Below are 19,449 nucleotides of genomic sequence, written 5' to 3'. Positions count from 1 at the left end.
ATGCGGGGTGACGCCACCCGGGAGTGTTCCCGGGCCGGCGTCCGCACTCTCGCGATGCAGAGGTGTCGGGGTGGGCCGGTTCATGCGTCAAGAGCGTGATCGGCCCGGAGAAAGGGCCGAGGAGAACCAGGTGACCACGTATGACGACCGAGCGAGCCTCGCGGATCTGACCAGCACTGCGGAGCGGGTCCGCCGCTCGGTCGAGAGCGTGATCGAGGGCAAGCCGGAGGTCGTCCGCCTCGCGCTGACGGTCCTGCTCGCGGAGGGGCACCTGCTGATCGAGGACGTGCCCGGCGTCGGCAAGACCATGCTGGCCAAGACGCTCGCCAAGTCCATCGACTGTTCGGTGCAGCGCATCCAGTTCACGCCGGACCTGCTGCCGTCCGACATCACCGGCGTCAGCATCTACGACCAGCAGCGCCGCGAGTTCGAGTTCAAGCCCGGCGCGATCTTCGCCCAGATCGTCATCGGCGACGAGATCAACCGCGCCTCCCCCAAGACCCAGTCCGCGTTGCTGGAGTCGATGGAGGAGCGCCAGGTCACCATCGACGGCACGACCTACACGCTGCCGAGCCCCTTCATGGTGGTCGCCACCCAGAACCCGGTGGAGATGGAGGGCACCTACCCGCTCCCCGAGGCCCAGCGCGACCGCTTCATGGCCCGCGTCTCGGTCGGCTACCCCAGCCCGGAGGCCGAGCTCCAGATGCTGGACGTGCACGGCGGGCTCTCCCCGCTGGACGACCTCCAGGCCGTCGCGCACGCCCACGACATCGTCAAGCTGATAGAGGCCGTCCGCGAGGTGTACGTGGCCGAGCCCGTGCGCCGCTACGTGGTCGACCTGGTCTCCGCCACCCGCAGCCACCCGGACCTGCGCCTGGGCGCCTCGCCCCGCGCCACCCTGCACCTGCTGCGCGCCGTGAAGGCCTCCGCCGCCCTGGCCGGTCGGGACTACGTCCTGCCCGACGACGTCCAGACGCTGGCCGCCCCCGTCCTCGCGCACCGGCTGCTGCCGACCGCGCAGGCCCAGCTGAACCGGCGGACCGCCGAGCAGGTCGTCGCCGACATCCTGCAGCGCACCCCCGTGCCGGCCGCGCACGCCCGCGGCGAGATGCCGCCCGGCGCGGGCATCCGGGGCTTCTGATGAGCACCGGTGCCCCGAGCGGCGCCGGTGGCGCGGGGCGGGGCGGGACCGGTCTGCGCGCCTCCCTGTCGGGGCTGACCACGCGCGGCCGCTCGTTCCTGGCCGCCGGGATCGCGGCCGCCGCGTGCGCGTACGTGCTCGGGCAGGGCGAGCTGCTCCGCGTGGGACTGCTGCTGGCCCTGCTCCCGCTGATCTGTGTCGTCGCCCTGCACCGCACCCGCCACCGGGTCTCCGGCAGCCGCCGGTTGACCCCCGGCCGGGTGCCCGCGGGCGGCGAGGCCCGGGTGCAGCTGCGCATGGACAACACCTCCAGGATGCCGACCGGGCTGCTGATGCTCCAGGACCGGGTGCCGTACGTGCTGGGGCCGCGGCCCCGCTTCGTACTGGACCGGGTCGAGCCCGGCGGCCGCCGCGAGGTGTCCTACCGGGTCCGTTCCGACCTGCGCGGCCGCTACCCGCTGGGCCCGCTCCAGCTCCGGCTGACCGATCCCTTCGGGATGGTCGAGCTGACCCGTTCGTTCAGCACGTACGACACCCTCACCGTCATCCCGCGCACCGAGGCCCTGCCCGCGGTCCGGCTGACCGGCGAGGCCAACGGCCACGGCGACGGCAGCCGCCGCTCCCTGGCCCTGGCCGGCGACGACGACGTGATCCCGCGCGAGTACCGGCGCGGCGACGACCTGCGACGGGTGCACTGGCGCTCCACCGCCCGCTACGGCGAGCTGATGGTGCGCCGCGAGGAGCAGCCCCAGCGCACCAAGGCCACGGTCCTGCTGGACACCCGGGCGGACGCCTTCCGGGGCGCCGGCCCGGACTCGGCGTTCGAGTGGGCCGTGTCGGGGGCCGCCTCCACCCTGGTCCACCTGCTGGAACAGGGGTTCTCGGTGCGGCTGCTGACCGACAACGGCACCTCGGTCCCCGGTGACGCCGGCGGCGGCTTCTCCTCGGGCGGGCACGATCCCGCCGAGGCGGCCGGACTGATGCTGGACACCCTCGCCGTCATCGGGCACTCCGACGAGAGCGGACTGTCCAAGGCCCACGACGCGCTCCGCGGCGGCGGGGCGGGCGGGGGCTTCGGCGGGGCGGGCTCCGACGGGCTCCTCATCGCCTTCCTCGGCGACCTGGACGACGTACAGACCGAGATGGCGAGCAGGATGCGGCAGCGCAGCGGGGGCGCGGTGGCGTTCGTCCTGGACTCCGCGGCCTGGACGGGCGGGCCCTCGCGGGTGGAGACACGGCTGGGCCGGCTGCGCGACGCGGGCTGGACGGCACTGGCCGCCCCGCCCGGGGTGGCCTTCGGCGATCTGTGGCGGCAGGCCGGGAACGCTCCGCTCGGCACGGCGACCTCCGGAGGTTGGGGATGAGCGGGCGCGCACGACTGACACTCTTCGCGATGCTGGCCACGCTGCTGACCTCCTGGTCACTGGCCCCGCTGGTGGAATCCTCCGGCTGGCTGGTGCAGGCGGCCGTGCTGCTCGGCGTGCAGAGCGCCGTGGGGGCCGGGGCCCGGCGGATCCCGCTGGCGCGGTCGCTGACGGTGGCGGCGCAGCTCCTGGTGACGCTGTTGCTGCTCGCCTTCCTCTTCGCGGGGAAGGCCGAGACGCCCTCCGGCGGGCTGTTGGGCTACCTGGTCACGGACTTCGGGTCGCTGTTCCAGCAGGGGGTGCGCGATGTCGGCGAGTTCGCCATACCGGCGCCGCTCACGGACGGCATCCGGCTGCTGCTGCTCTCCGGGGTGCTGCTGATCGGTCTGCTGGTGGACGTGCTGGCCGTCACGATGCGGACGGCGGCGGCGGCCGGGCTGCCGCTGTTGGCGCTCTACTCGGTGGCCGCCGGGCTGTCGGCCGGTCAGGGCGGCGCCTGGTTCTCCTTCCTGCTGGCGGGCTGCGGCTTCCTGATGCTGCTGCTGACCGAGGGACGGGACCGGCTCGCGCAGTGGGGCCGCGTCTTCGGCGCGGCGCCGGGCGGCCGCGTCTCGGCCGCCTCCGGATACGGGGGCGGCAAGGACGGCACCCGGGCCGTGGCCCCGGTGCGCACCGGCCGGCGGATCGGCGTGGTCACGCTCGGTCTGGCGCTGGCCGTGCCGGCGGTGCTGCCGTCGCTCGGCGGCGGCATGCTGGGCACCGGGGACGACGGCGGTGCGGGCAACGGCGCGGGCGGCGGGACGATCTCGGCGGTCAACCCGCTGGTGTCGCTCCAGGGCAGCCTGAACGCGCAGGACAACCGGGTGGTGCTGCGGTACCGCACGGACAGTCCGGAGCAGTCCGAGCAGTACCTGCGCATCCTCGCGCTCGACGAGTTCAACGGGGTCAAGTGGGAGGCCTCCGGGCGTCCGCTGACGGACGTGCCGGAGCGGCTGCCGAACCCGCAGGGTCTCGACGGTGCGGTGCGCCAGGACGCGGCCGAGGTGCGGACGACCGTGTCGGCGGCCCAGACGTACGCGCAGCGCTACCTGCCGATGCCGTACCCGGCGACGCAGGTGGACATCGGCGGGAAGTGGCGCTTCGAACCCGCCGGCCGGACCCTGGTCGGGGACCAGTTGGGCAAGGACCGCTTCCAGAACGTGCAGGGCGCCCAGTACACGGTGCGCAGCCTGCTGCTCCGGCCGACGGCCTCGCAGTTGCGCGAGGCACCCGCTCCTGACCCCGAGGTCCGGTCCGAGTACACGAAGCTGCCGGCCAACCTGCCGGCGGTCGTCGCCGAGACGGCCCGGCGGGTCACCCGGGGCGCGACGGACGACTACACCCGGGCGGTGCGGCTCCAGGACTTCTTCGCGGTGAGCGGCGGGTTCCGCTACGACACCACGGTGAGCTCCGGTTCGGGTTCCCAGGCCATCGCCCGGTTCCTGAACGACAAGGAGGGCTTCTGCGTCCACTTCTCGTTCTCGATGGCGGCGATGGCCCGCTCGCTGAACATCCCGGCGCGGGTGGCGGTCGGGTTCACCCCGGGCACCAAGCAGGCCGACGGCAGCGTGAACGTGTCGCTGCGGGACGCGCACGCGTGGCCCGAGCTGTACTTCGAGGGCGTGGGCTGGACCCGGTTCGAGCCGACGCCCCGGTCCGGCATCTCGGTACCGGACTACAGCCGGGCCGCGACGCCGACCGCTCAGCCGTCGGCCCCGGCGGCGCTGCCCTCGCCGGGCGCTTCGGCGCCCTCGGCGGCCCCGTCGAAGGCGCAGGACTGCCCGCCGGAGCTGAAGAAGCTCGGCGAGTGCGGCGCTCCCGTGGCATCGCAGGGCGGTGACGCGGGCGGCGGGGTGACGCCGCTGTCGGTCCTGGGCTGGACGGCCGCGGGGATCCTCGTCCTGGGTCTGCCCCTGCTCCCCCTGGTGTGGCGGCGCAGGATCCGGGTGCGGCGGCTGGCGGCCGGCGACGTGCTGCTCGCCTGGCGCGAGTTGGGCGACGCGGCCTGGGACGTGAACATCCCGCCGGACGAGGCCCTGTCCCCCCGCCGGGCGGCGGGGCGGGTGGTCGTCCTGGGCCGGCTGGAGGACGAGGCGGCGCAGGCCGTGCACCGGGTCGCGGGCGCGGTGGAACGGGCGTTGTACGCCCCGCCGGGCGCGGACACCTCGTACGAGGGCCTGGCGGACGACGTCCTGCTGGCGCGCTCGGCGCTGCTGGCGAACGTGTCGCGGGGCACCCGCGTACGGGCCCTGGCACTGCCCCGGTCCCTGGTCCGACTGTCCTGGGCCGCGTCGGACCGCTGGTCGGGCGTGACCGCCCGGGGCGCCGCGCTGTCCGGACGGATCCGGCTCCCGCTGCGCGGCCGGGGCTGAGCCCGGGCCGGCCCCTCGGGGTCGGCCCCGGACGGAGACACGCGAAAACGCCGGTGCGGCGAGGCTCGTTCCCCCCGAGCCCCGCCGCACCGGCGTTCGTGTCGCGCCGGGTCCCCCGAACCCCGGCGAGGGACGAGGGCCCGGTCCGTGCCCCCCAGTCTGCCGGGTGCGCAGGGGGAACCCATCCGTACTCGTACTCATCCGGAGGTCTGGGTACGGATACTCAGTTCTACGCCGGGACCGTCCCCGGGCGGCACCGCCGACCGGGGGTCAGCGGCTGCCGCTCACCCGGCCGCGCAGCAGCAGCGACAGGGCCGAGTGGACGTCGTCCAGGGACCGCTCGCTCTGGAAGGACTGCCAGTCCAGCGCGGCCACCAGCACCATGCCCACCATCGCGGCCGCCGTCAGCGGGACGTCGATCTCGGCGCTGAGTTCGCCCCGCTCGACCCCCTCCCGCAGGACGTCCTCCACCACCGCCACCGCCTCGCGGCGGACCACCATCAGCGTGGACTGCCAGGTGCGGTTGGTCCGCCAGAGCTCGGCGACGTACAGCTGGGTGAAGGCCGGGTACCGGTCGATGAAGACCAGGCCCGCGCGGATCATCGCGTCGAGCGCCTCGATCCGGGTGCCGCCGCGCGCCTCCGTCTCCTCCGCCGCCGTCCGCAGCGAGACGGTCAACAGCCCCACCCCGTGCCGCAGCAGCTCCTCGAAGAGGTCGTTCTTGCTCGCGAAGTTGTAGTAGACGGTGCCCTTGGCCACGCCCGCCCGTTCGGCGATCTCGTCGACCGTGGTCGCCGAGAAACCCTGCTCGGCGATGAGGGTGACGGCCGCTTCGTAGAGCTTCTGCCGGGTGGCCTGACGTCGACCGCCGCCGGCGGCCGTACCGGTGCTGCTGCTTTCCATGGCGCTGATTCTCACAGGTCAACAGCTCTCTACAGGCTCAGTTCCGGGTGCAGTCGACTCATCGTCCACACCTGCTTGCCGCGGGCGGCCAGCGCGGTCAGGGCCAGGGCCCCGACCGTGAAGGCCAGCAGGACCAGGGATCCCTGCCACACCGGGGTGAGGTCGCCGCCGGTGATGAGGCGGCGCAGGCCCTCGACGACGTACGACATGGGCAGGTACGGGTGGATCCAGTTGAAGAATGCGGGGCTGGTCTGAACGGGGTACGTGCCACCCGCCGAGGTCAACTGGAGCATCAGGGCGGCGAGGACCAGGATGCGTCCGGCCGCCCCGAACTTGGCGTTGAGCCACTGGACGATCGCCGCGAAGCAGCAGGTGACCAGCATCAGGAAGGCGATGGTGAGCGCGGGCCGGGCCATGTCCAGGCCGAGGCCCGGGGCCCAGTGGAGCACGGACATCAGCAGGCCGACCTGTGCGAAGCCGATGCCGGCCACGGGCAGCCAGCCCGCGAGGGCGACCCGCCAGGGCGAGGCGCCGGCGGCCAGGGCGCGCCGGTTCAGCGGGGCGATCAGCATGTAGGCGACCATCGCGCCGACCCACAGGGAGAGCGGGATGAAGTACGGGGCGAAGCCGGTGCCGTAGTTGGGCGCCTTGTGCAGGGACTGGTTGGCGAGCCGGACGGGGTCGGCCATGACCTGGGTCCGGGCGTCGCGGGCCTGCTGGTCGTAGTCCGGGATCTTGCCGGCGCCGTCGTGCAGACCGCCGGCGAGCTCGCCGCTGCCGTCGACCAGCTTGTACATGCCGCTGTCGAGGGTGTGCGCGCCGTCCCCGAGCTTGCCGACGCCCTCGGTGAGGGCGCCGGAGCCGGTGAAGGCGGTGCCGAGGCCGGTGTGCAGCTGCGTCATGCCGGAGGCGACCTTCTGGGCGCCGGTGTTCAGGGCGTTGACCTTGGCGACGGCCGTGGTGAGGTCGGAGGACAGGCCGGGGGCCTTGTCGGCGAGTTCGCGGGCCTTGTTCTCCAGGTCGTCGAGCTGGCGGCGGAGCTTGCCCATGTCGGTGCCGGAGGCCTTCACGACGTCGTTGACGTCACCGGCCAGCATCGCGCCCTCGGCGGTGTCGTCCTTGATCCGCTTCAGGTCGGGGCAGGAGGCCAGGTGCGGCTCGGCGCCCGGGGTGACGCAGTGGGCGGTGTAGTACTTGTCCGCGCCGGTCGCGGCCCGTTGGGTGACGGCGGCGGCGGCCGGGGCGTTCTTGGCGAAGGAGTCCAGGTGCTTGTTGACCACCTGGGCGGTGTCCGCGACGAGTTCGGCGGTGGCTGCCAGGGACTTCGGGTCGCTGACGAAGGACTTGGCCTTGGCGGCGGCCCCGTTGACCTTGTCGGCGAGGGTCTGGGTGCCGGCGGCGAGGTCCTTCGTACCGGTCTCCAGCTGCCCGGCGGCCGTGTTCAGCTTCTTCAGCCCGCCGTTGAGCTCGCCCGTCTTCTCCTTGGCCGTGTCGAGGCCGTCGGCGAGGTCCTTGGCACCCTGCTTGGCCTTGCCGGCGCCGTCCTTGAGCTTGTCGGCGCCGTCGGCGGCCTCGGCGGTCTTGTCGTGCAGGTCGGAGAAGTTGACGAAGATCTTGTCGAGGAATCCGCGGGAGGCGTTGGTCGACGCGGCCGAACGGACCTCGGAGAAGACGGTCTTGGAGATCGAGCCGACGATGTAGTTGTTCGCGTCGTTCGTCCTGACCTGGAGCGCCCCGGTGGCGGGGTCCGCGCCGGAGCTGGAGGCGATCTTCGCGCTGAAGTCGGCGGGCATGGTCAGGGACAGGTAGTACGTCCCCTCCTCCAGGCCCTTGGCCGCCTCGTCGGCGTCGACCTCGCGCCAGTCGAAGGTCTTGCTGTCGCGCAGCTTCCTGGTGATCTCGTCGCCCGCGGCGAGGTGCTTGCCGTCCACGGTGGCGCCGCGGTCGGAGTTGACGAGGGCCACGGGAATCTTGTCGAGGTTGCCGTAGGGGTTCCAGAAGGACCAGAGGTACAGGGCTCCGTAGAGCAGCGGCAGGAGGAGCAGCGCGACGAGGGCGGCCCGGGGCAGCTTTCCCCGCCCGAACCGCTTCAGCTCAAGCGCGGCGAGCTTCGGCGAGCGCATCGTCCGTCCCCTTCGTGTCGTCGTCGGTGTCGTCGTGCGTGTCGGTGGTGCCGGTGTCGGTGGTGGCCGCGGGGGTGGTGGCCGGGTCGCCGTCCTCGCCGGTGTCGGGCTCGGCGTCGCTTTCCGGCTCGGCCTCGGCCCGGGTGTCGGGGTCGGCCTCCGGTGCGGCCGGCGGCTCCGGCTCGTCCGCCGGCTCCGTCGTGCCGTCGGGCTTGGCACCCCAGGTGATCGCGGGTTCCGCGCCGCTGCCCGACCGGACGGCCGGGGCGGGCGACCCCGCGAGCGCGGTGGTCGGCTCGGCGGTGGGTTCGACCGTGCGCAGTACGAGGACCCCCTCCGGCGCCTCGTTGCACACCGCGAGGACGGTGGTCCCCCGGTCGGCGATCGAGCGGAGCAGCGCCCACAGTTCGGCGCGCTCGGCGGTCGAGAGCTTGAGGTCGGTGTCGTCGAGGGCCAGCAGTCGGGGCCCGCCCAGCAGGGCGATGGCCACGGACAGCCGGACGGCCTCCAGGCGCTCCAGGTCGCGGACGGAGGTGCGCGGCCCCTTGGGCAGGGTCGCCGGGTCGAGCCCGGCGGCCGCGAGGGCCTCCTCGATCCGGTTCGCGGCGGCGGCGCGGCGCTCCGCGCGCGGCCGGAACAGGGCCCGCACGGGACCCTCGTAGCGGCGCTGGAGCATGGCCCCCTCGCGCAGTTGCTCGGCGACGGTGAGCGCCTCGTCGAGGTCGTTGACCCCGGGGACGTGCCCGAGGGCGGCGATCCGCCGCACCGCGGTCATCTTCTTCGGCAGCGGGTGCCCGCCGATCTCGGCGCGGCCCTCGGAAGGCTTCATCCGGCCGGTGAGGGCCAGCAGCAGGCAGGTCCGGCCGCTTCCGGAGGGACCTTCGAGCGCGATGAGCGAACCGGGCGCGGCGTCGATCCCCACGCCCCGGAAGACCCAGCCGCGCGGGCCCTTGAGTCCGAAGTCCTCGGCCTTGACGGCCGCCCCGTGTGGGCTCTCCACGCCGCCCCCCCTTCTTTTGAACTGACCGGTCAGTTCAAAAACTAGCAGCTTCCGTGACGAGTCATCGGCAAGAGGAGGGATGAAGATCCCCAATGGGGGGTAAAAGTGCAGGTCACCGGGATTGTCAGTGGCGGGCGTCACGATGGACTCACGCAGCGCGACAACGCGGCGGGCAAGGCAGCACCACCCGAACGGCGGTACCCGAACAGCCAGTACCCGAAGAGGCAGTACCCACGCAGTACCCGGCATCAGAAGCAGCACGCATCGACAGGAGGTTCGTCATGGCCACACCGTCCCCGTCCCCTGTCCACCCCGTCCCGAGGAAGTCGTCGGCACCGCCGGCCGCCCTCGATCTGCTCGCCAAGGCCCACCGCGGCCTGACCGAGGCGGTCGGACTGTCCCGGCCCAATGAGCGCTACGCCACCGCCCACCTCGCGGCGCTGCGCGCGGCCGCGGCGGTGCTGGCCGCTCGCGGCAGGCCCGAACCGGTCAACCCGCGCCGGCGGCCCCGGATCCGCAGCGCGTGGGAGGTGCTGCCGGAGATAGCCCCGGAGTTGACGGAGTGGAGCGCCCTGTTCGCCTCCGGCGCCGACCGTCGGGCCCGGGCCGAGGCCGGCATACCGGACGCGGCGACCGGCCGGGAGGCCGACGACCTCGTCCGCGAGGTGGGGATGTTCCTGCGCCTGGTCGAGCGGATGCTGTCCCTGCGACCGGTGACCCCGGCCGCGCAGGAGCTGTCCAAGGCCCTGCCGCAGCCCCGGCCGGGGCGTCCGCACGCGGGATGAGCTGGTCGGCGGCCTGAGGCAATAGGGTGGGGCACGCCCGCTCACCCTTACCGCGCCGAGGAGCCATCAGCCGTGTCGGACACTTCCCGCCCCCGTGCCTCCCTCCGCACCGCCGTGGTGTGGGAGGTCCTCAAGGAGGCCCTCGACCGCCGGGTGAAGGCGACCGGGCGGGAAGCGCTGGACGTGCTGGACACCGGCGGCGGCACCGGCAAGTTCGCCGTCCCGGTGGCCCGACTGGGCCACCGGGTGACGGTGGTCGACCCCAGCCCCAACGCGCTGTTCGGGTTGGAGCGTCGGGTCTCCGAGGCCGGTGTCGCCGATCTGGTGCGCGGTGTCCAGGGCGATGCCCAGGGCCTGCTGGACGTCGTCGACCGGGACGCGTACGACGTGGTGCTCTGCCACGGCGTGCTGGAGTACGTGGACGACCCGGCCGAGGGCGTGGCCAACGCCGTCGCGGCCCTGCGACCGGGCGGGATCCTGAGCCTGCTCGGCGCCGGACTCGGCGGAGCCGTCCTGGCCCGCGCCCTGGCGGGGCACTTCACCGAGGCCCGTACCGCCCTCACCGACCCGGCGGGCCGTTGGGGATCCGGCGACCCGGTCCCGCGCCGCTTCACCGCCGAGCAGCTCACCGAGCTGGTGGGTGGAGCCGGCCTGGAGGTCGGCGCGGTGCACGGTGTACGGATCTTCGCGGACCTCGTCCCGGGCGTCCTGGTCGACACCGAGCCCGGCGCGGTGGAGGCGCTGCTGCGTCTGGAGGAGGCCGCCGCCGAGCTGCCGGCCTTCCACGCGGTCGCCACGCAGTTGCACGTTCTGGGCGAGAAGAGCGCCTGATCTGCGGCGCGTCCGCGCACGCGGATCCGCGGACACCCTGTGAACCGGCCGCCGGCCCCGTATGATCGAGGACACCGGCGGCATGGCGGACGGACCATTGGGGAATAAGCGCCTCAGTGACCGCACAGGCGACGGTACGGTTTGTACGCAGGGCTTTATTTCGAACGTGGCGTAGAGGGCGGGTATCACGGGGGCGATTCCCCGCCTATCCTGAAGGGGACCCCTGGTCGCTACCCTTCGCGACCGACGGATGAGGAGGACTCCCGTGCCGCTCTCGGAGCACGAGCAGCGAATGCTCGAGCAGATGGAGCGAGCGCTGTACGCCGAAGATCCCAAGTTCGCGACAGCGCTTGAGGGAAGCGGACTGCGCACGTACACCCGGCGACGGGTTTACCAGGCAGTCGCAGGCATTGTGGTGGGTATCGCGCTCCTCATGACCGGTGTGATCGTGCCGAACGTGCTCTGGATCAGCGTGGTGGGTTTCCTCGTCATGCTGGGCTGTACGGTTCTCGTGGTCACCGGTTGGCGCAAGGCACCCAAGCCTGGCGAGCAGCCCGTCTCCGACAGTGCAGGTGGTTCGGCCCGTGGCCGGAACCGACAGCGTCGGTCGATGATGACCCGCATCGAGGAGCGGTGGCAGCGCCGCCGTGACGAACAGGGGCAGTAGCCCCACAGGACATGAGCGAGGGGACGGTCGCCGACGGCGGCCGTCCCCTCGTCGTTCTCCCGGACGGATCACCCGTCCTGCGGCATGATGACCGAATGACTGTGCTGCCCCTGGTCTTCACCAGCGGCTGGGCCAGCGGGATCAACGCGTACGCCGTGGTCCTCCTGCTCGGCATCTTCGGCGCGACCGGGCTCACGGACGAGGTTCCGGCGTCGTTGCAGCGCCCCGACGTCCTGATCGTCGCGGGCGTGCTGTTCCTCTGCGAGGCGGTGGCCGACAAGATCCCCTACGTGGACTCGCTGTGGGACACCCTCCACACCGTGATCCGCCCGGTGGCGGGCGCGGTGATCGGGGCCCTGCTGGCCGGGCAGAGCGGCTCGCTCCCCGACCTGGCTGCGGGCGCCGTCGGCGGCTCCACCGCGCTGGCCAGCCATTTCGTCAAGGCCGGCACCCGGATGGCGGTCAACACCTCACCGGAACCGTTCACCAACATCGCCCTCAGCACCGCCGAGGATCTCGGTGTGGCGGGCATCGTCACCTTCGCCATGTTCAACCCCCAGGCCGCCGCGATCATCGCGGCCGTGCTGCTGGCGGCCGGCCTGGCGATGATCTTCTTCCTCTGGAGCCGGATCCGCCGTTATCGGAGACGGCGGGCCCAACGCCGCGAGGAGAAGCGGATGGCCGCCGAGTTGCGTCAGACCTCCGGCGCGCCACCACCGCACTGACCGTCGGGCGCCGGCGCCGGCCGGGCTCCGCTGCCCGCCCTGACCTCGTACGACCTCGCCGGCCCGGCCCCCGGTTCGCTCGATAGGCTCAGCCGCATGGCACGAATTGCGGTGATCGGCGCCGGGATGGGCGCGATGGCGACGGCGGCCCGGTTGGCCGTGGCGGGCCACCGGGTGACGGTGTACGAGCGTGGCTCCACGTACGGCGGCTCGGTCGGCCGGTACGAACGCGACGGTTTCGCCTTCGACACCGGCCCGGGGCTGTTGCACCTGCCCGCCGTCTACCGCGACCTGTTCGTGAAGACGGGCAGGAAGCCGCTGGAGGAGTGCGTCGAGCTCGTCCAGGTGGACCCCGCCGTGCGGCACCTGCTGCCGGACGGCACCTCGGTCACCCTCCCCAACGCCTCGCGCGGGGGTGCGGCCGCCGTGCTCGACGAGGCCTTCGGCGCGGGCTCCGGGGACCGCTGGAACGGGGTGCTCGGGCGCGCCCGGGACGCCTGGAACGCCACCCGCCGTCCGCTGCTGGAGGAGCCGCTGCGCCCCGACTGGCAGGTGCTGGGAACGGACCCCTACCCGGCGTTGCGCAAGAGCGGCCTGCTGCGGCGGCGCCCGCCGACCCTCGCCGAGGTGGCCGAGCGGGAGCTGGGCGGGCCGCTCGGGGAGCTGCTGACCGCGCGGGTGCGCGCGTACGGTCTGCGCCCCGCGGACGCGCCCGCCTCGGCGGCGGTGCTCCCGTACATGGAGCAGACCTTCGGGAGCTGGTACGTGCGCGGTGGGATCCGGGAGCTGGCCACGGCCGTGTACGAGCGCTGCCTGGAGCGGAAGGTGGACTTCGTCTTCGACGCGGACGTGCGGGGGGTCGTGGAGCGCGACGGCCGGGCCGCCGGCCTCTCGCTGGCCGACGCGAGCGCGGTGGAGGCGGACGCCGTGGTCTGCGGGGTCGATCCCCGGGCGCTGGCGATCCCGCCGGCGCCCGGTGCGGTCCCCGCCCCACCGGCGGGGCTCCCCGGCCGGTACACGCTGTTCCTGGCCCTCGACGGGCCCCGGCCGGCGGAGGCCGTGCACCGCACCCTGGTCGGCGCGGACCTCACCGTGCTGCGGCCCGACGACCCCGCGGTCCGGCCCGACGCCGGACACGAGGCCGTCACCGTCCAGGCGGTGGCGGAGCCCGGCACGGCGCCCTCCGCGGCGGAGTTGCTCGCCGCGGCCGCCCCGGCCGTGCCGGGTCTGCGGGAGCGGCTGCTGTGGCACGAACTGCGCACTCCGGCCGACATCGCCGGGACGACGGGCGCCCTGGACGGTGCCGTGCCGCCGCCCGCGCTCGCCGGGGCCGGCGGACGGCTGCTCCACCCCTCGAACACCACGGGCCTGCCGGGGCTGTACCTCGCCGGTGGCTGGGCCCACCCCGGCGGCGGACTCCCGCACGCGGGCATGACCGGCGCCCTGGTGGCCGGGCTCATCGTGGAGGGTGCGGAGTTCCGCGGGTCCCGCTAGCCGGGCCGGGCGCCGGGGCCGGGCGGGTCAGTAGCGGTACTGCTCGTACTCGCCGGAGCCGCTCTGGTACGGGTACTGCTGCTGCTGTTGCTGTTGCTGTTGCTGCTGGTACTGCTCGTCCGTCGGGTAGGCCTGACCGCCGTACTCGTCGGTGGACCGCTGCTGCGGTACCCAGACGCCGCCGGGCGGGGTGTCCATCGCGTACTGCTGCCCGCTGTAGTCCGGGTAGGGCGCGTAGTCGTTGTTCTGGGGCGGGGTGACGCCACCGCCGGTGCCGATGTACGGGTCCGAGTAGGCCGCGTAGACCTGCTGCTCGCCCATCGGGTAGCCGCCGGAGTAGTCGTAGCCGCCCTGGGGCTGCGCGTCGTACTGCGGCGCGTACGAGCCGTCCTGCCCGGCCGCGGCGAACGGCGAGGCGAACGCGGCCGTTTCGGCCGGCCGGCCCGACGGGTCGCCGTACTGGGGGGCGAAGCTCTGTATCCCGTACGAGCCGGTGTCCTCGGGAACCGGCTGCGGGGTGAAGACGTTCGTCTCGCGGTCGTCGAAGTCGTCGGGCGCGTCCGCGCCGTCGTGGCGCCCGGCGGTCGTCCGGTCGCCGTACTCCAGCCCCGTCACCTCCAGGGTGGGCGCGGGGCGTTCGGCGCGCGCGCCGCCGCCCCGGCGCCGGCCGCTCTGCTGTCGTACGGGTTCTCCGCCGCGGCGCAGCGCCCAACCGGCCACGAAGCCCTTGCGGAAGGAGAGCGTGACCAGGGTCTGGCCGATCGCGAACGCGGTCGCGCCGACGGCGATGACGAGCACCGAGGGCAGCACCACCCCGGCGACCACGCCGGCGAAACCGGCGAAGGCGAGCAGGCGCCAGCGGAGCCGGGCCTTGTACTGCATCAGGACCTCGGCAAGCAGCCACAACGCGACGAATCCGAACGCGGTGTAGAGGACCGTCATTCCCATGCGTGGCCCCTCTCGGTACGGCCGCCGGCGCGGGAACGGGGGACGGCCGATCAGGCCCGCTGGTGCAGGCCCAGGTTCTCGTAGATTTCGAGAGTCGCCGTGGAGTTGTTCAGCGTGATGAAGTGCAGCCCCGGAACACCCTCGGACAGCAGCCGCGCGCAGAACTCCGTGGCGAACTCGATGCCAATGGAGCGTACAGCGGCCGGATCGTCCTTGACCGCGAGCATGCGGTCTTTTACCGCCGAGGGGAAGACCGCGGTGCTGAGCTGGGGCAGCCGGTCCAACTGCTTGATGCCCACAACAGGCATGACCTCGGGGATGATCGGGGTGTCACAGCCCGCCTTCGCGACACTGTCGCGGAGCCTCAGATAATTCTCCGGATCGAAGAACATCTGGGTGATCGCATAGTCGGCGCCCGCGCGGCACTTGTCCACGAAGTGCCGGATGTCCGTGTCCCAGTCGTCGGAACGCGGGTGCATCTCGGGGAAGGCGGCGACGCCGACGCAGAAGTCGCCGGACTCCTTGAGCAGGCGGACCAGGTCGGCCGCGTAGTCCACGCCCTCGGGGTGCTTGACCCAGTCGGCCATGGGGTCGCCCGGCGGGTCCCCGCGCAGCGCGAGCATGTTGCGGATGCCGGCGTCGGCGAACTGGCCGATGACGTGACGCAGCTCCGCGACGGACTGGTCCACCGCGGTGAGGTGCGCGACGGGGGTGAGGGTGGTGTTCGCGGCGATCGCCTCGGTGGCCCGTACGGTGCCTCCGCGCGTGGAGCCGCCGGCCCCGTAGGTGACGGACACGAAGCTGGGGCCCACCGCCTCGATGCGGCGGAGCGCGTTCCAGAGGTTGCGTTCGCCCTTCTCGGTCTTGGGCGCCCAGAACTCGAAGGAGTACGAGCGCCCGGACGCGATGAGGTCGCGGACCGTGTGTGCGCGGTCCGACCAGGTGGAAGCGGTACCAAGGGCCATACCGGCAGGTTAGACGCGTGCCGGCGGACACCGAAGCGCTGTCCGCCCATTGGACACGTTTTTGGACACCCTGCTACGCGAGTCGGGCGCGGATCCGCTTGGCCAGCTCGGCGGCGGCCGCCCCGGGGTCGGGGGCCTCGGTGAGGGCGCGTACGACCACGACCCGGGTGGCCCCGGCGTCGAGGACCTCGTCCAGGTTGCCGGCGTCGATGCCGCCGATGGCGAACCAGGGCCGGTCCTGCCCGAGGGAGGCGGCGTGGCGGACGAGCCCGAGGCCGGGGGCGTGCCGGCCGGGCTTGGTGGGGGTGGGCCAGCAGGGGCCGGTGCAGAAGTAGTCCACGCCGGGTTCGGCGGCGGCCGCGTCGACCTCGGACTCGGAGTGGCAGGAGCGGCCGATGAGGACGTCGGGGCCGAGGATCGCGCGGGCGGCGGGAACGGGGATGTCGCCCTGGCCGAGGTGCAGGACGTCGGAGCCGATGGCGTGCGCGACGTCGGCGCGGTCGTTGACCGCGAGGAGCCTGCCGTGGCGGCGGGCGGCCTCGGCGAAGACCCGGAGGTGTTCCAGTTCCTCCCCCGCCTCCATGCCCTTGTCGCGGAGCTGGACGACGTCCACCCCGCCGGCCAGGACGGCGTCGAGGAACTCGGGAAGGTCACCCTGCCGCTTGCGGGCGTCCGTGCACAGGTAGAGCCGGGCGTCGGACAGCTGCTGCATGGGTGTACCCCCCGTGGTCGTGGCGGGGTACGGGCCCGCACGCTCGGCCCGTACACCGCGTGTGGTTCGGCGAATCAGCCGGTCAGAGGGCGAGCGCCTGAGCGCGGCGCTTCACCTCCGTGCCGCGATTCTCGCTCAGCGCCTGCGCGGGGGTGCCGGGCAGGGTGGGGTCCGCGGTGAACATCCACTCCAGGATCTCCGCGTCGGAGAAGCCGTCGTCGCGGAGCACCGTCAGCAGGCCGACGAGGCCCTTGACGACCTTGTCGCCGTCGATGAAGGGGGCGGGTACCTGGAGGGAGCGGTTCTCGCCGCGGCGCACGGCGAGCAGCTGACCTTCCTTGACCAGCTGGCGGACCCGGGTCACTTCGATGTCGAGCATCTCCGCGATGTCGGGGAGGTACAGCCAGGCGGGGACAAGGGCATCGATCTTTGCGTCAATCTCGGTCACGGGGACAAGCCTGCCATCTCGGGCCGGCCGCCGGTACCCGGGCCGTCCGTCCGGGCGCCGGGGCAGGCGCCGCCCGGCCCCGCCCGGGCGCGGCGGCGCCCCGCGACCGTCGCCGGGGTCAGGCCGCGGCGGACTTCAGGGGGGTGCCGGGGTCGGCGACCTTGGCCGGATCCAGGGCGGTGCCGGACTCGATCAGGCGGCGGCCCTGGGCGAGGTCGCGGGGGCGGCCCACGGCGAGGACGGCGACCAGGACCCCGTCGCGGAGCCAGCAGACGGACCACGCCGGGTCGGCGGGGTCGCCCCGCCACACGGTCTCGTCCGCCCCGTCGTGGTGTCCGGCGTACTGCACGAAGCGTCCGAACTGCTCCGACCAGAAGTACGGCACCGGGTCGTAGGCCCGGTCCGTCCCGCCGCTCAGGATGTCGGCGGCGACCACCCTGGGGCCCTGGAGGGCGTTGTCCCAGTGGTGGACCAGCAGCCTGGTCCCGTAGCGGGCGGAGGGGAAGGAGGCGCAGTCGCCCACCGCGTACACGTCCTCCAGCGAGGTCCGCAGCCAGGCGTCGGCGGTGACCGAGCCGTCCGGTCCCAGGTCGATGCCCGAGTCCGCGAGCCACGCGGTGGCGGGGCGGGCCCCGATGCCCACGATCACCGCGCCGGCCGGCAGTTCCCGGCCGTCCGCCAGCAGGACCCGACCCGGCTCCACCGAGGCCACCCGCGCGCCGGTCAGCAGGGTCGCGCCCGCCTCCCCGTACCAGCGGCCCATCGCCTCCCCGACCGCCGCGGGCAGGGCCCCGGCCAGGACCCGGTCCGCGGCCTCGACGACGGTGACGGCGCAGCCCGCCTCCCGGGCCGCGGTGGCGAACTCCGCGCCGATCCAGCCGGCCCCGACCACGACGACGGCCGACGCGGCGGCGAGGACCGGGCGCAGCCGTGCGGCGTCGTCGAGGGTGCGCAGCAGGTGGACGCCGCGGACGCCCTCGGAGCCGGGCAGCGTCAGGGGTTCGGCTCCGGTGGCCAGGACCAGGGCCTCGTACGGGACCGGGCCGGCCTCCGTGTCGAGTTCGCGCGCTCCCGCGCGCAGGCCGGTGACCTCGGTGCCCAGTCGAAGGCGGATGTCGAGCGCCTCGAAGTCCACGTCGAACGCGGAGTCCTCGGCCTTGCCCAGCAGGACCGCCTTGGAGAGCGGGGGCCGGTCGTAGGGCTGGTGGGGTTCGGCGCCCAGCAGGGTCACGGGGCCGGTGTAGCCCTGTTCGCGCAGGGCCACCGCGGTCTGTACGCCGGCCATTCCGGCGCCCACGATGACGACGCCGCTCTGAGTCTGTTCCGTCTGCTCGCTCACGCCGCCCACCCTAATCTTCTGACGGTTCGTCAGGAATAGCGGGCGGGGAGGCAGCCTTACCCGGCATCTCCCCCGGGGTTAGTCTGGCCACCGTACCTATCGCGGGAGTCCGGGCGCACCGGGCTGAGAGGGAGGCTGACCGGCCTCCGACCGTACGAACCTGATCCGGGTCATGCCGGCGAAGGGAGGGGCTGGACACCCATGCACTCATCGCGTTCATCGCACGCGTCACGACAGGCGGGTCACGACGTCCTCGTCATCGGGGGCGGCGTCATCGGCCTGGTCGTCGCCTGGCGGGCCGCCCGGCGCGGACTGCGCACCGTACTCGCCGATCCGTGCCCCGGAGGGGGCGCGGCCCAGGTCGCGGCCGGCATGCTCGCCGCCGTCACCGAGCTGCACTACGGCGAGGAGACCCTGCTCGGGCTCAACGTCGCCTCCGCCGCCCGCTACCCGGAGTTCGCCGCCGAACTCACCGAGGCCGCCGGCGGGCTGGGGATCGGCTACCGCGCCTGCGGCACCCTCGCCGTGGCACTCGACTCCGACGACCGTCTCCACCTGCGCGAACTGCACGCGCTCCAGCGCCGCTGCGGGCTGGAGTCGCAGTGGCTGACCGGCCGCGAGTGCCGGCGCCTGGAACCGATGCTGGCCCCGGGCGTCCGGGGCGGCCTGCGCGTCGACGGGGACCACCAGGTGGACCCGCGCCGGCTCGCCGCCGCGCTGCTGGCCGCCTGCGAACGGGCCGGGGTGAGCGTCCACCGGGCCACCGTCGACCGGTTGACCGTGCTGCACGACCGGGCCGCGGGCGCCGTGCTCGACGACGGGACGGAGCTGCCCGCCGACCAGGTGGTGCTGGCGGCGGGCTCGCTGAGCGGGCGGCTGGCGGGCGTGCCACCGCAGGTGCGGGTCCCGGTGCGGCCGGTGAAGGGTCAGGTGCTGCGGCTGACGGTGCCGGCCTCGTACGCGCCGTTCCTGTCCCGGACCGTACGGGCCGTCGTCCGGGGCAGCCACGTCTACCTGGTGCCGCGCGAGAACGGCGAACTCGTCGTCGGGGCCACCAGCGAAGAACTCGGCTGGGACACCACCGTCACCGCCGGCGGGGTGTACGAGCTGCTGCGCGACGCCCACGAGTTGGTGCCCGGCATCACCGAACTCCCGCTGACCGAGACCCGGGCGGGCCTGCGACCGGCCTCCCCCGACAACGCCCCGCTGCTCGGGCCCACCGAGCTGCCCGGCCTGCACCTGGCCACGGGGCACTACCGCAACGGGGTACTGCTGACCCCGCTCACCGGGGACGTGATGGCGGAACTGCTGGCCACCGGCACGATGCCGGAGGTCGCCCGCCCCTTCACCCCGCGCCGTTTCACCCAGGCACGTCAGGAGTCGTACGCATGACCATCTCCGTCAACGGCGAGCCGCGCGAGATCGCGGCCGGAACCACCCTCGACGCGGTGGTCGCCACCTTGACCCGGGCCCACAAGGGGGTCGCGGCGGCGCTCAACGAGACCGTGGTGCCGCGCGGCCGGTGGCCGCTCACCGAGGTCGGCGAAGGCGACCGGGTCGAGGTCCTCACCGCGGTCCAGGGAGGCTGACGGC

Annotated in this window: 18 protein-coding genes and 1 riboswitch; of the genes, 10 read left to right on the top strand and 8 right to left on the bottom strand. The window is 73.4% G+C overall.

Annotated elements, in window-relative coordinates; translation table 11 throughout:
• Positions 1 to 130: 130 nt before the first annotated feature.
• The 3 genes from OG906_RS24620 to OG906_RS24610 are packed head-to-tail and all read left to right on the top strand — an operon-like array spanning position 131 to position 4,916.
• A complete protein-coding gene (locus OG906_RS24620; RefSeq protein ID WP_267826049.1) occupies positions 131 to 1,141 on the top strand; it encodes an AAA family ATPase in 1,011 nt (336 codons plus the stop codon).
• Positions 1,141 to 2,505: a DUF58 domain-containing protein gene (locus tag OG906_RS24615; RefSeq protein WP_329445816.1), complete on the top strand. Its 1,365-nt coding sequence runs from the start codon at positions 1,141 to 1,143 to the stop codon at positions 2,503 to 2,505. The genes OG906_RS24620 and OG906_RS24615 overlap by 1 nt, the downstream gene beginning before the upstream one ends.
• Entirely contained in the window at positions 2,502 to 4,916 is a 2,415-nt protein-coding gene (locus OG906_RS24610; RefSeq protein ID WP_329445814.1) for a transglutaminase family protein, read from the top strand. Before OG906_RS24615 ends, OG906_RS24610 begins: the two co-directional genes overlap by 4 nt.
• A 270-nt stretch (positions 4,917 to 5,186) precedes the next feature.
• Here the strand turns inward: OG906_RS24610 and OG906_RS24605 are convergent, their stop codons facing one another.
• Genes OG906_RS24605 through OG906_RS24595 form a run of 3 tightly spaced genes read right to left on the bottom strand, consistent with a single transcriptional unit; the run spans position 5,187 to position 8,942 of the window.
• On the bottom strand, positions 5,187 to 5,819 hold the full coding sequence (locus OG906_RS24605) for a TetR/AcrR family transcriptional regulator (protein WP_053676019.1): 633 nt from the start codon (positions 5,817 to 5,819) through the stop codon (positions 5,187 to 5,189).
• Between the two features lie 29 nt (positions 5,820 to 5,848).
• Positions 5,849 to 7,942 carry a YhgE/Pip domain-containing protein gene (locus OG906_RS24600; RefSeq protein ID WP_329445812.1) on the bottom strand — a complete coding sequence of 698 codons (2,094 nt, stop codon included), beginning with the start codon at positions 7,940 to 7,942 and terminating at the stop codon, positions 5,849 to 5,851.
• Positions 7,914 to 8,942, bottom strand: a complete 1,029-nt coding sequence (locus OG906_RS24595; RefSeq protein WP_329445810.1) for an ABC transporter ATP-binding protein — start codon at positions 8,940 to 8,942, stop codon at positions 7,914 to 7,916. Before OG906_RS24595 ends, OG906_RS24600 begins: the two co-directional genes overlap by 29 nt.
• Positions 8,943 to 9,223: 281 nt before the next feature.
• Between OG906_RS24595 and OG906_RS24590 the strand changes: the two genes are divergently transcribed.
• The 5 genes from OG906_RS24590 to OG906_RS24570 all read left to right on the top strand — a co-directional run bounded on the left by OG906_RS24590 (position 9,224) and on the right by OG906_RS24570 (position 13,444).
• Entirely contained in the window at positions 9,224 to 9,727 is a 504-nt protein-coding gene (locus OG906_RS24590) for an SAV_6107 family HEPN domain-containing protein (RefSeq protein ID WP_329445808.1), read from the top strand.
• 72 nt (positions 9,728 to 9,799) lie between these two features.
• A complete protein-coding gene (locus tag OG906_RS24585; RefSeq protein ID WP_267801180.1) occupies positions 9,800 to 10,558 on the top strand; it encodes a class I SAM-dependent methyltransferase in 759 nt (252 codons plus the stop codon).
• 265 nt (positions 10,559 to 10,823) lie between these two features.
• Positions 10,824 to 11,225, top strand: coding sequence for a DUF3040 domain-containing protein (locus OG906_RS24580; protein ID WP_053676024.1), 402 nt, complete (start codon positions 10,824 to 10,826; stop codon positions 11,223 to 11,225).
• Between the two features lie 95 nt (positions 11,226 to 11,320).
• Complete coding sequence (locus tag OG906_RS24575; protein ID WP_329445805.1) at positions 11,321 to 11,950, top strand: DUF4126 domain-containing protein; 630 nt, start codon at positions 11,321 to 11,323, stop codon at positions 11,948 to 11,950.
• Between the two features lie 96 nt (positions 11,951 to 12,046).
• Positions 12,047 to 13,444, top strand: a complete 1,398-nt coding sequence (locus OG906_RS24570; RefSeq protein WP_329445803.1) for a phytoene desaturase family protein — start codon at positions 12,047 to 12,049, stop codon at positions 13,442 to 13,444.
• A 27-nt stretch (positions 13,445 to 13,471) separates the two neighbouring features.
• On the opposite strand, the gene OG906_RS24565 is transcribed toward OG906_RS24570, so the two are convergent.
• The 5 genes from OG906_RS24565 to OG906_RS24545 form a co-directional block, all read right to left on the bottom strand.
• Positions 13,472 to 14,392: a hypothetical protein gene (locus OG906_RS24565; RefSeq protein ID WP_329445801.1), complete on the bottom strand. Its 921-nt coding sequence runs from the start codon at positions 14,390 to 14,392 to the stop codon at positions 13,472 to 13,474.
• Positions 14,393 to 14,442: 50 nt separating this feature from the next.
• A complete protein-coding gene (metF, locus tag OG906_RS24560) occupies positions 14,443 to 15,357 on the bottom strand; it encodes a methylenetetrahydrofolate reductase [NAD(P)H] (RefSeq protein ID WP_329445799.1) in 915 nt (304 codons plus the stop codon).
• A 73-nt stretch (positions 15,358 to 15,430) separates the two neighbouring features.
• On the bottom strand, positions 15,431 to 16,069 hold the full coding sequence (gene thiE / locus OG906_RS24555; RefSeq protein ID WP_329445798.1) for a thiamine phosphate synthase: 639 nt from the start codon (positions 16,067 to 16,069) through the stop codon (positions 15,431 to 15,433).
• Between the two features lie 82 nt (positions 16,070 to 16,151).
• Positions 16,152 to 16,517: an Rv2175c family DNA-binding protein gene (locus OG906_RS24550; RefSeq protein WP_053676030.1), complete on the bottom strand. Its 366-nt coding sequence runs from the start codon at positions 16,515 to 16,517 to the stop codon at positions 16,152 to 16,154.
• 118 nt (positions 16,518 to 16,635) lie between these two features.
• Entirely contained in the window at positions 16,636 to 17,856 is a 1,221-nt protein-coding gene (locus tag OG906_RS24545; RefSeq protein WP_329445796.1) for an NAD(P)/FAD-dependent oxidoreductase, read from the bottom strand.
• A 91-nt stretch (positions 17,857 to 17,947) separates the two neighbouring features.
• Positions 17,948 to 18,060: riboswitch (TPP riboswitch) on the top strand.
• Between OG906_RS24545 and thiO the strand changes: the two genes are divergently transcribed.
• Together thiO and thiS are read left to right on the top strand one after the other, a co-directional pair.
• Positions 18,058 to 19,248: a glycine oxidase ThiO gene (thiO, locus tag OG906_RS24540; protein ID WP_329445795.1), complete on the top strand. Its 1,191-nt coding sequence runs from the start codon at positions 18,058 to 18,060 to the stop codon at positions 19,246 to 19,248. It overlaps the preceding riboswitch by 3 nt.
• Positions 19,245 to 19,445 carry a sulfur carrier protein ThiS gene (gene thiS, locus OG906_RS24535; RefSeq protein ID WP_329445793.1) on the top strand — a complete coding sequence of 67 codons (201 nt, stop codon included), beginning with the start codon at positions 19,245 to 19,247 and terminating at the stop codon, positions 19,443 to 19,445. The genes thiO and thiS overlap by 4 nt, the downstream gene beginning before the upstream one ends.
• Positions 19,446 to 19,449: the final 4 nt, after the last annotated feature.

Source organism: Streptomyces sp. NBC_01426 (assembly GCF_036231985.1).
In the GTDB taxonomy this organism is placed as follows: Bacteria; Actinomycetota; Actinomycetes; order Streptomycetales; family Streptomycetaceae; genus Streptomyces.
Note: the sequence above shows the minus strand (reverse complement) of the source record. Positions and strands in the feature narration are given on the sequence as shown.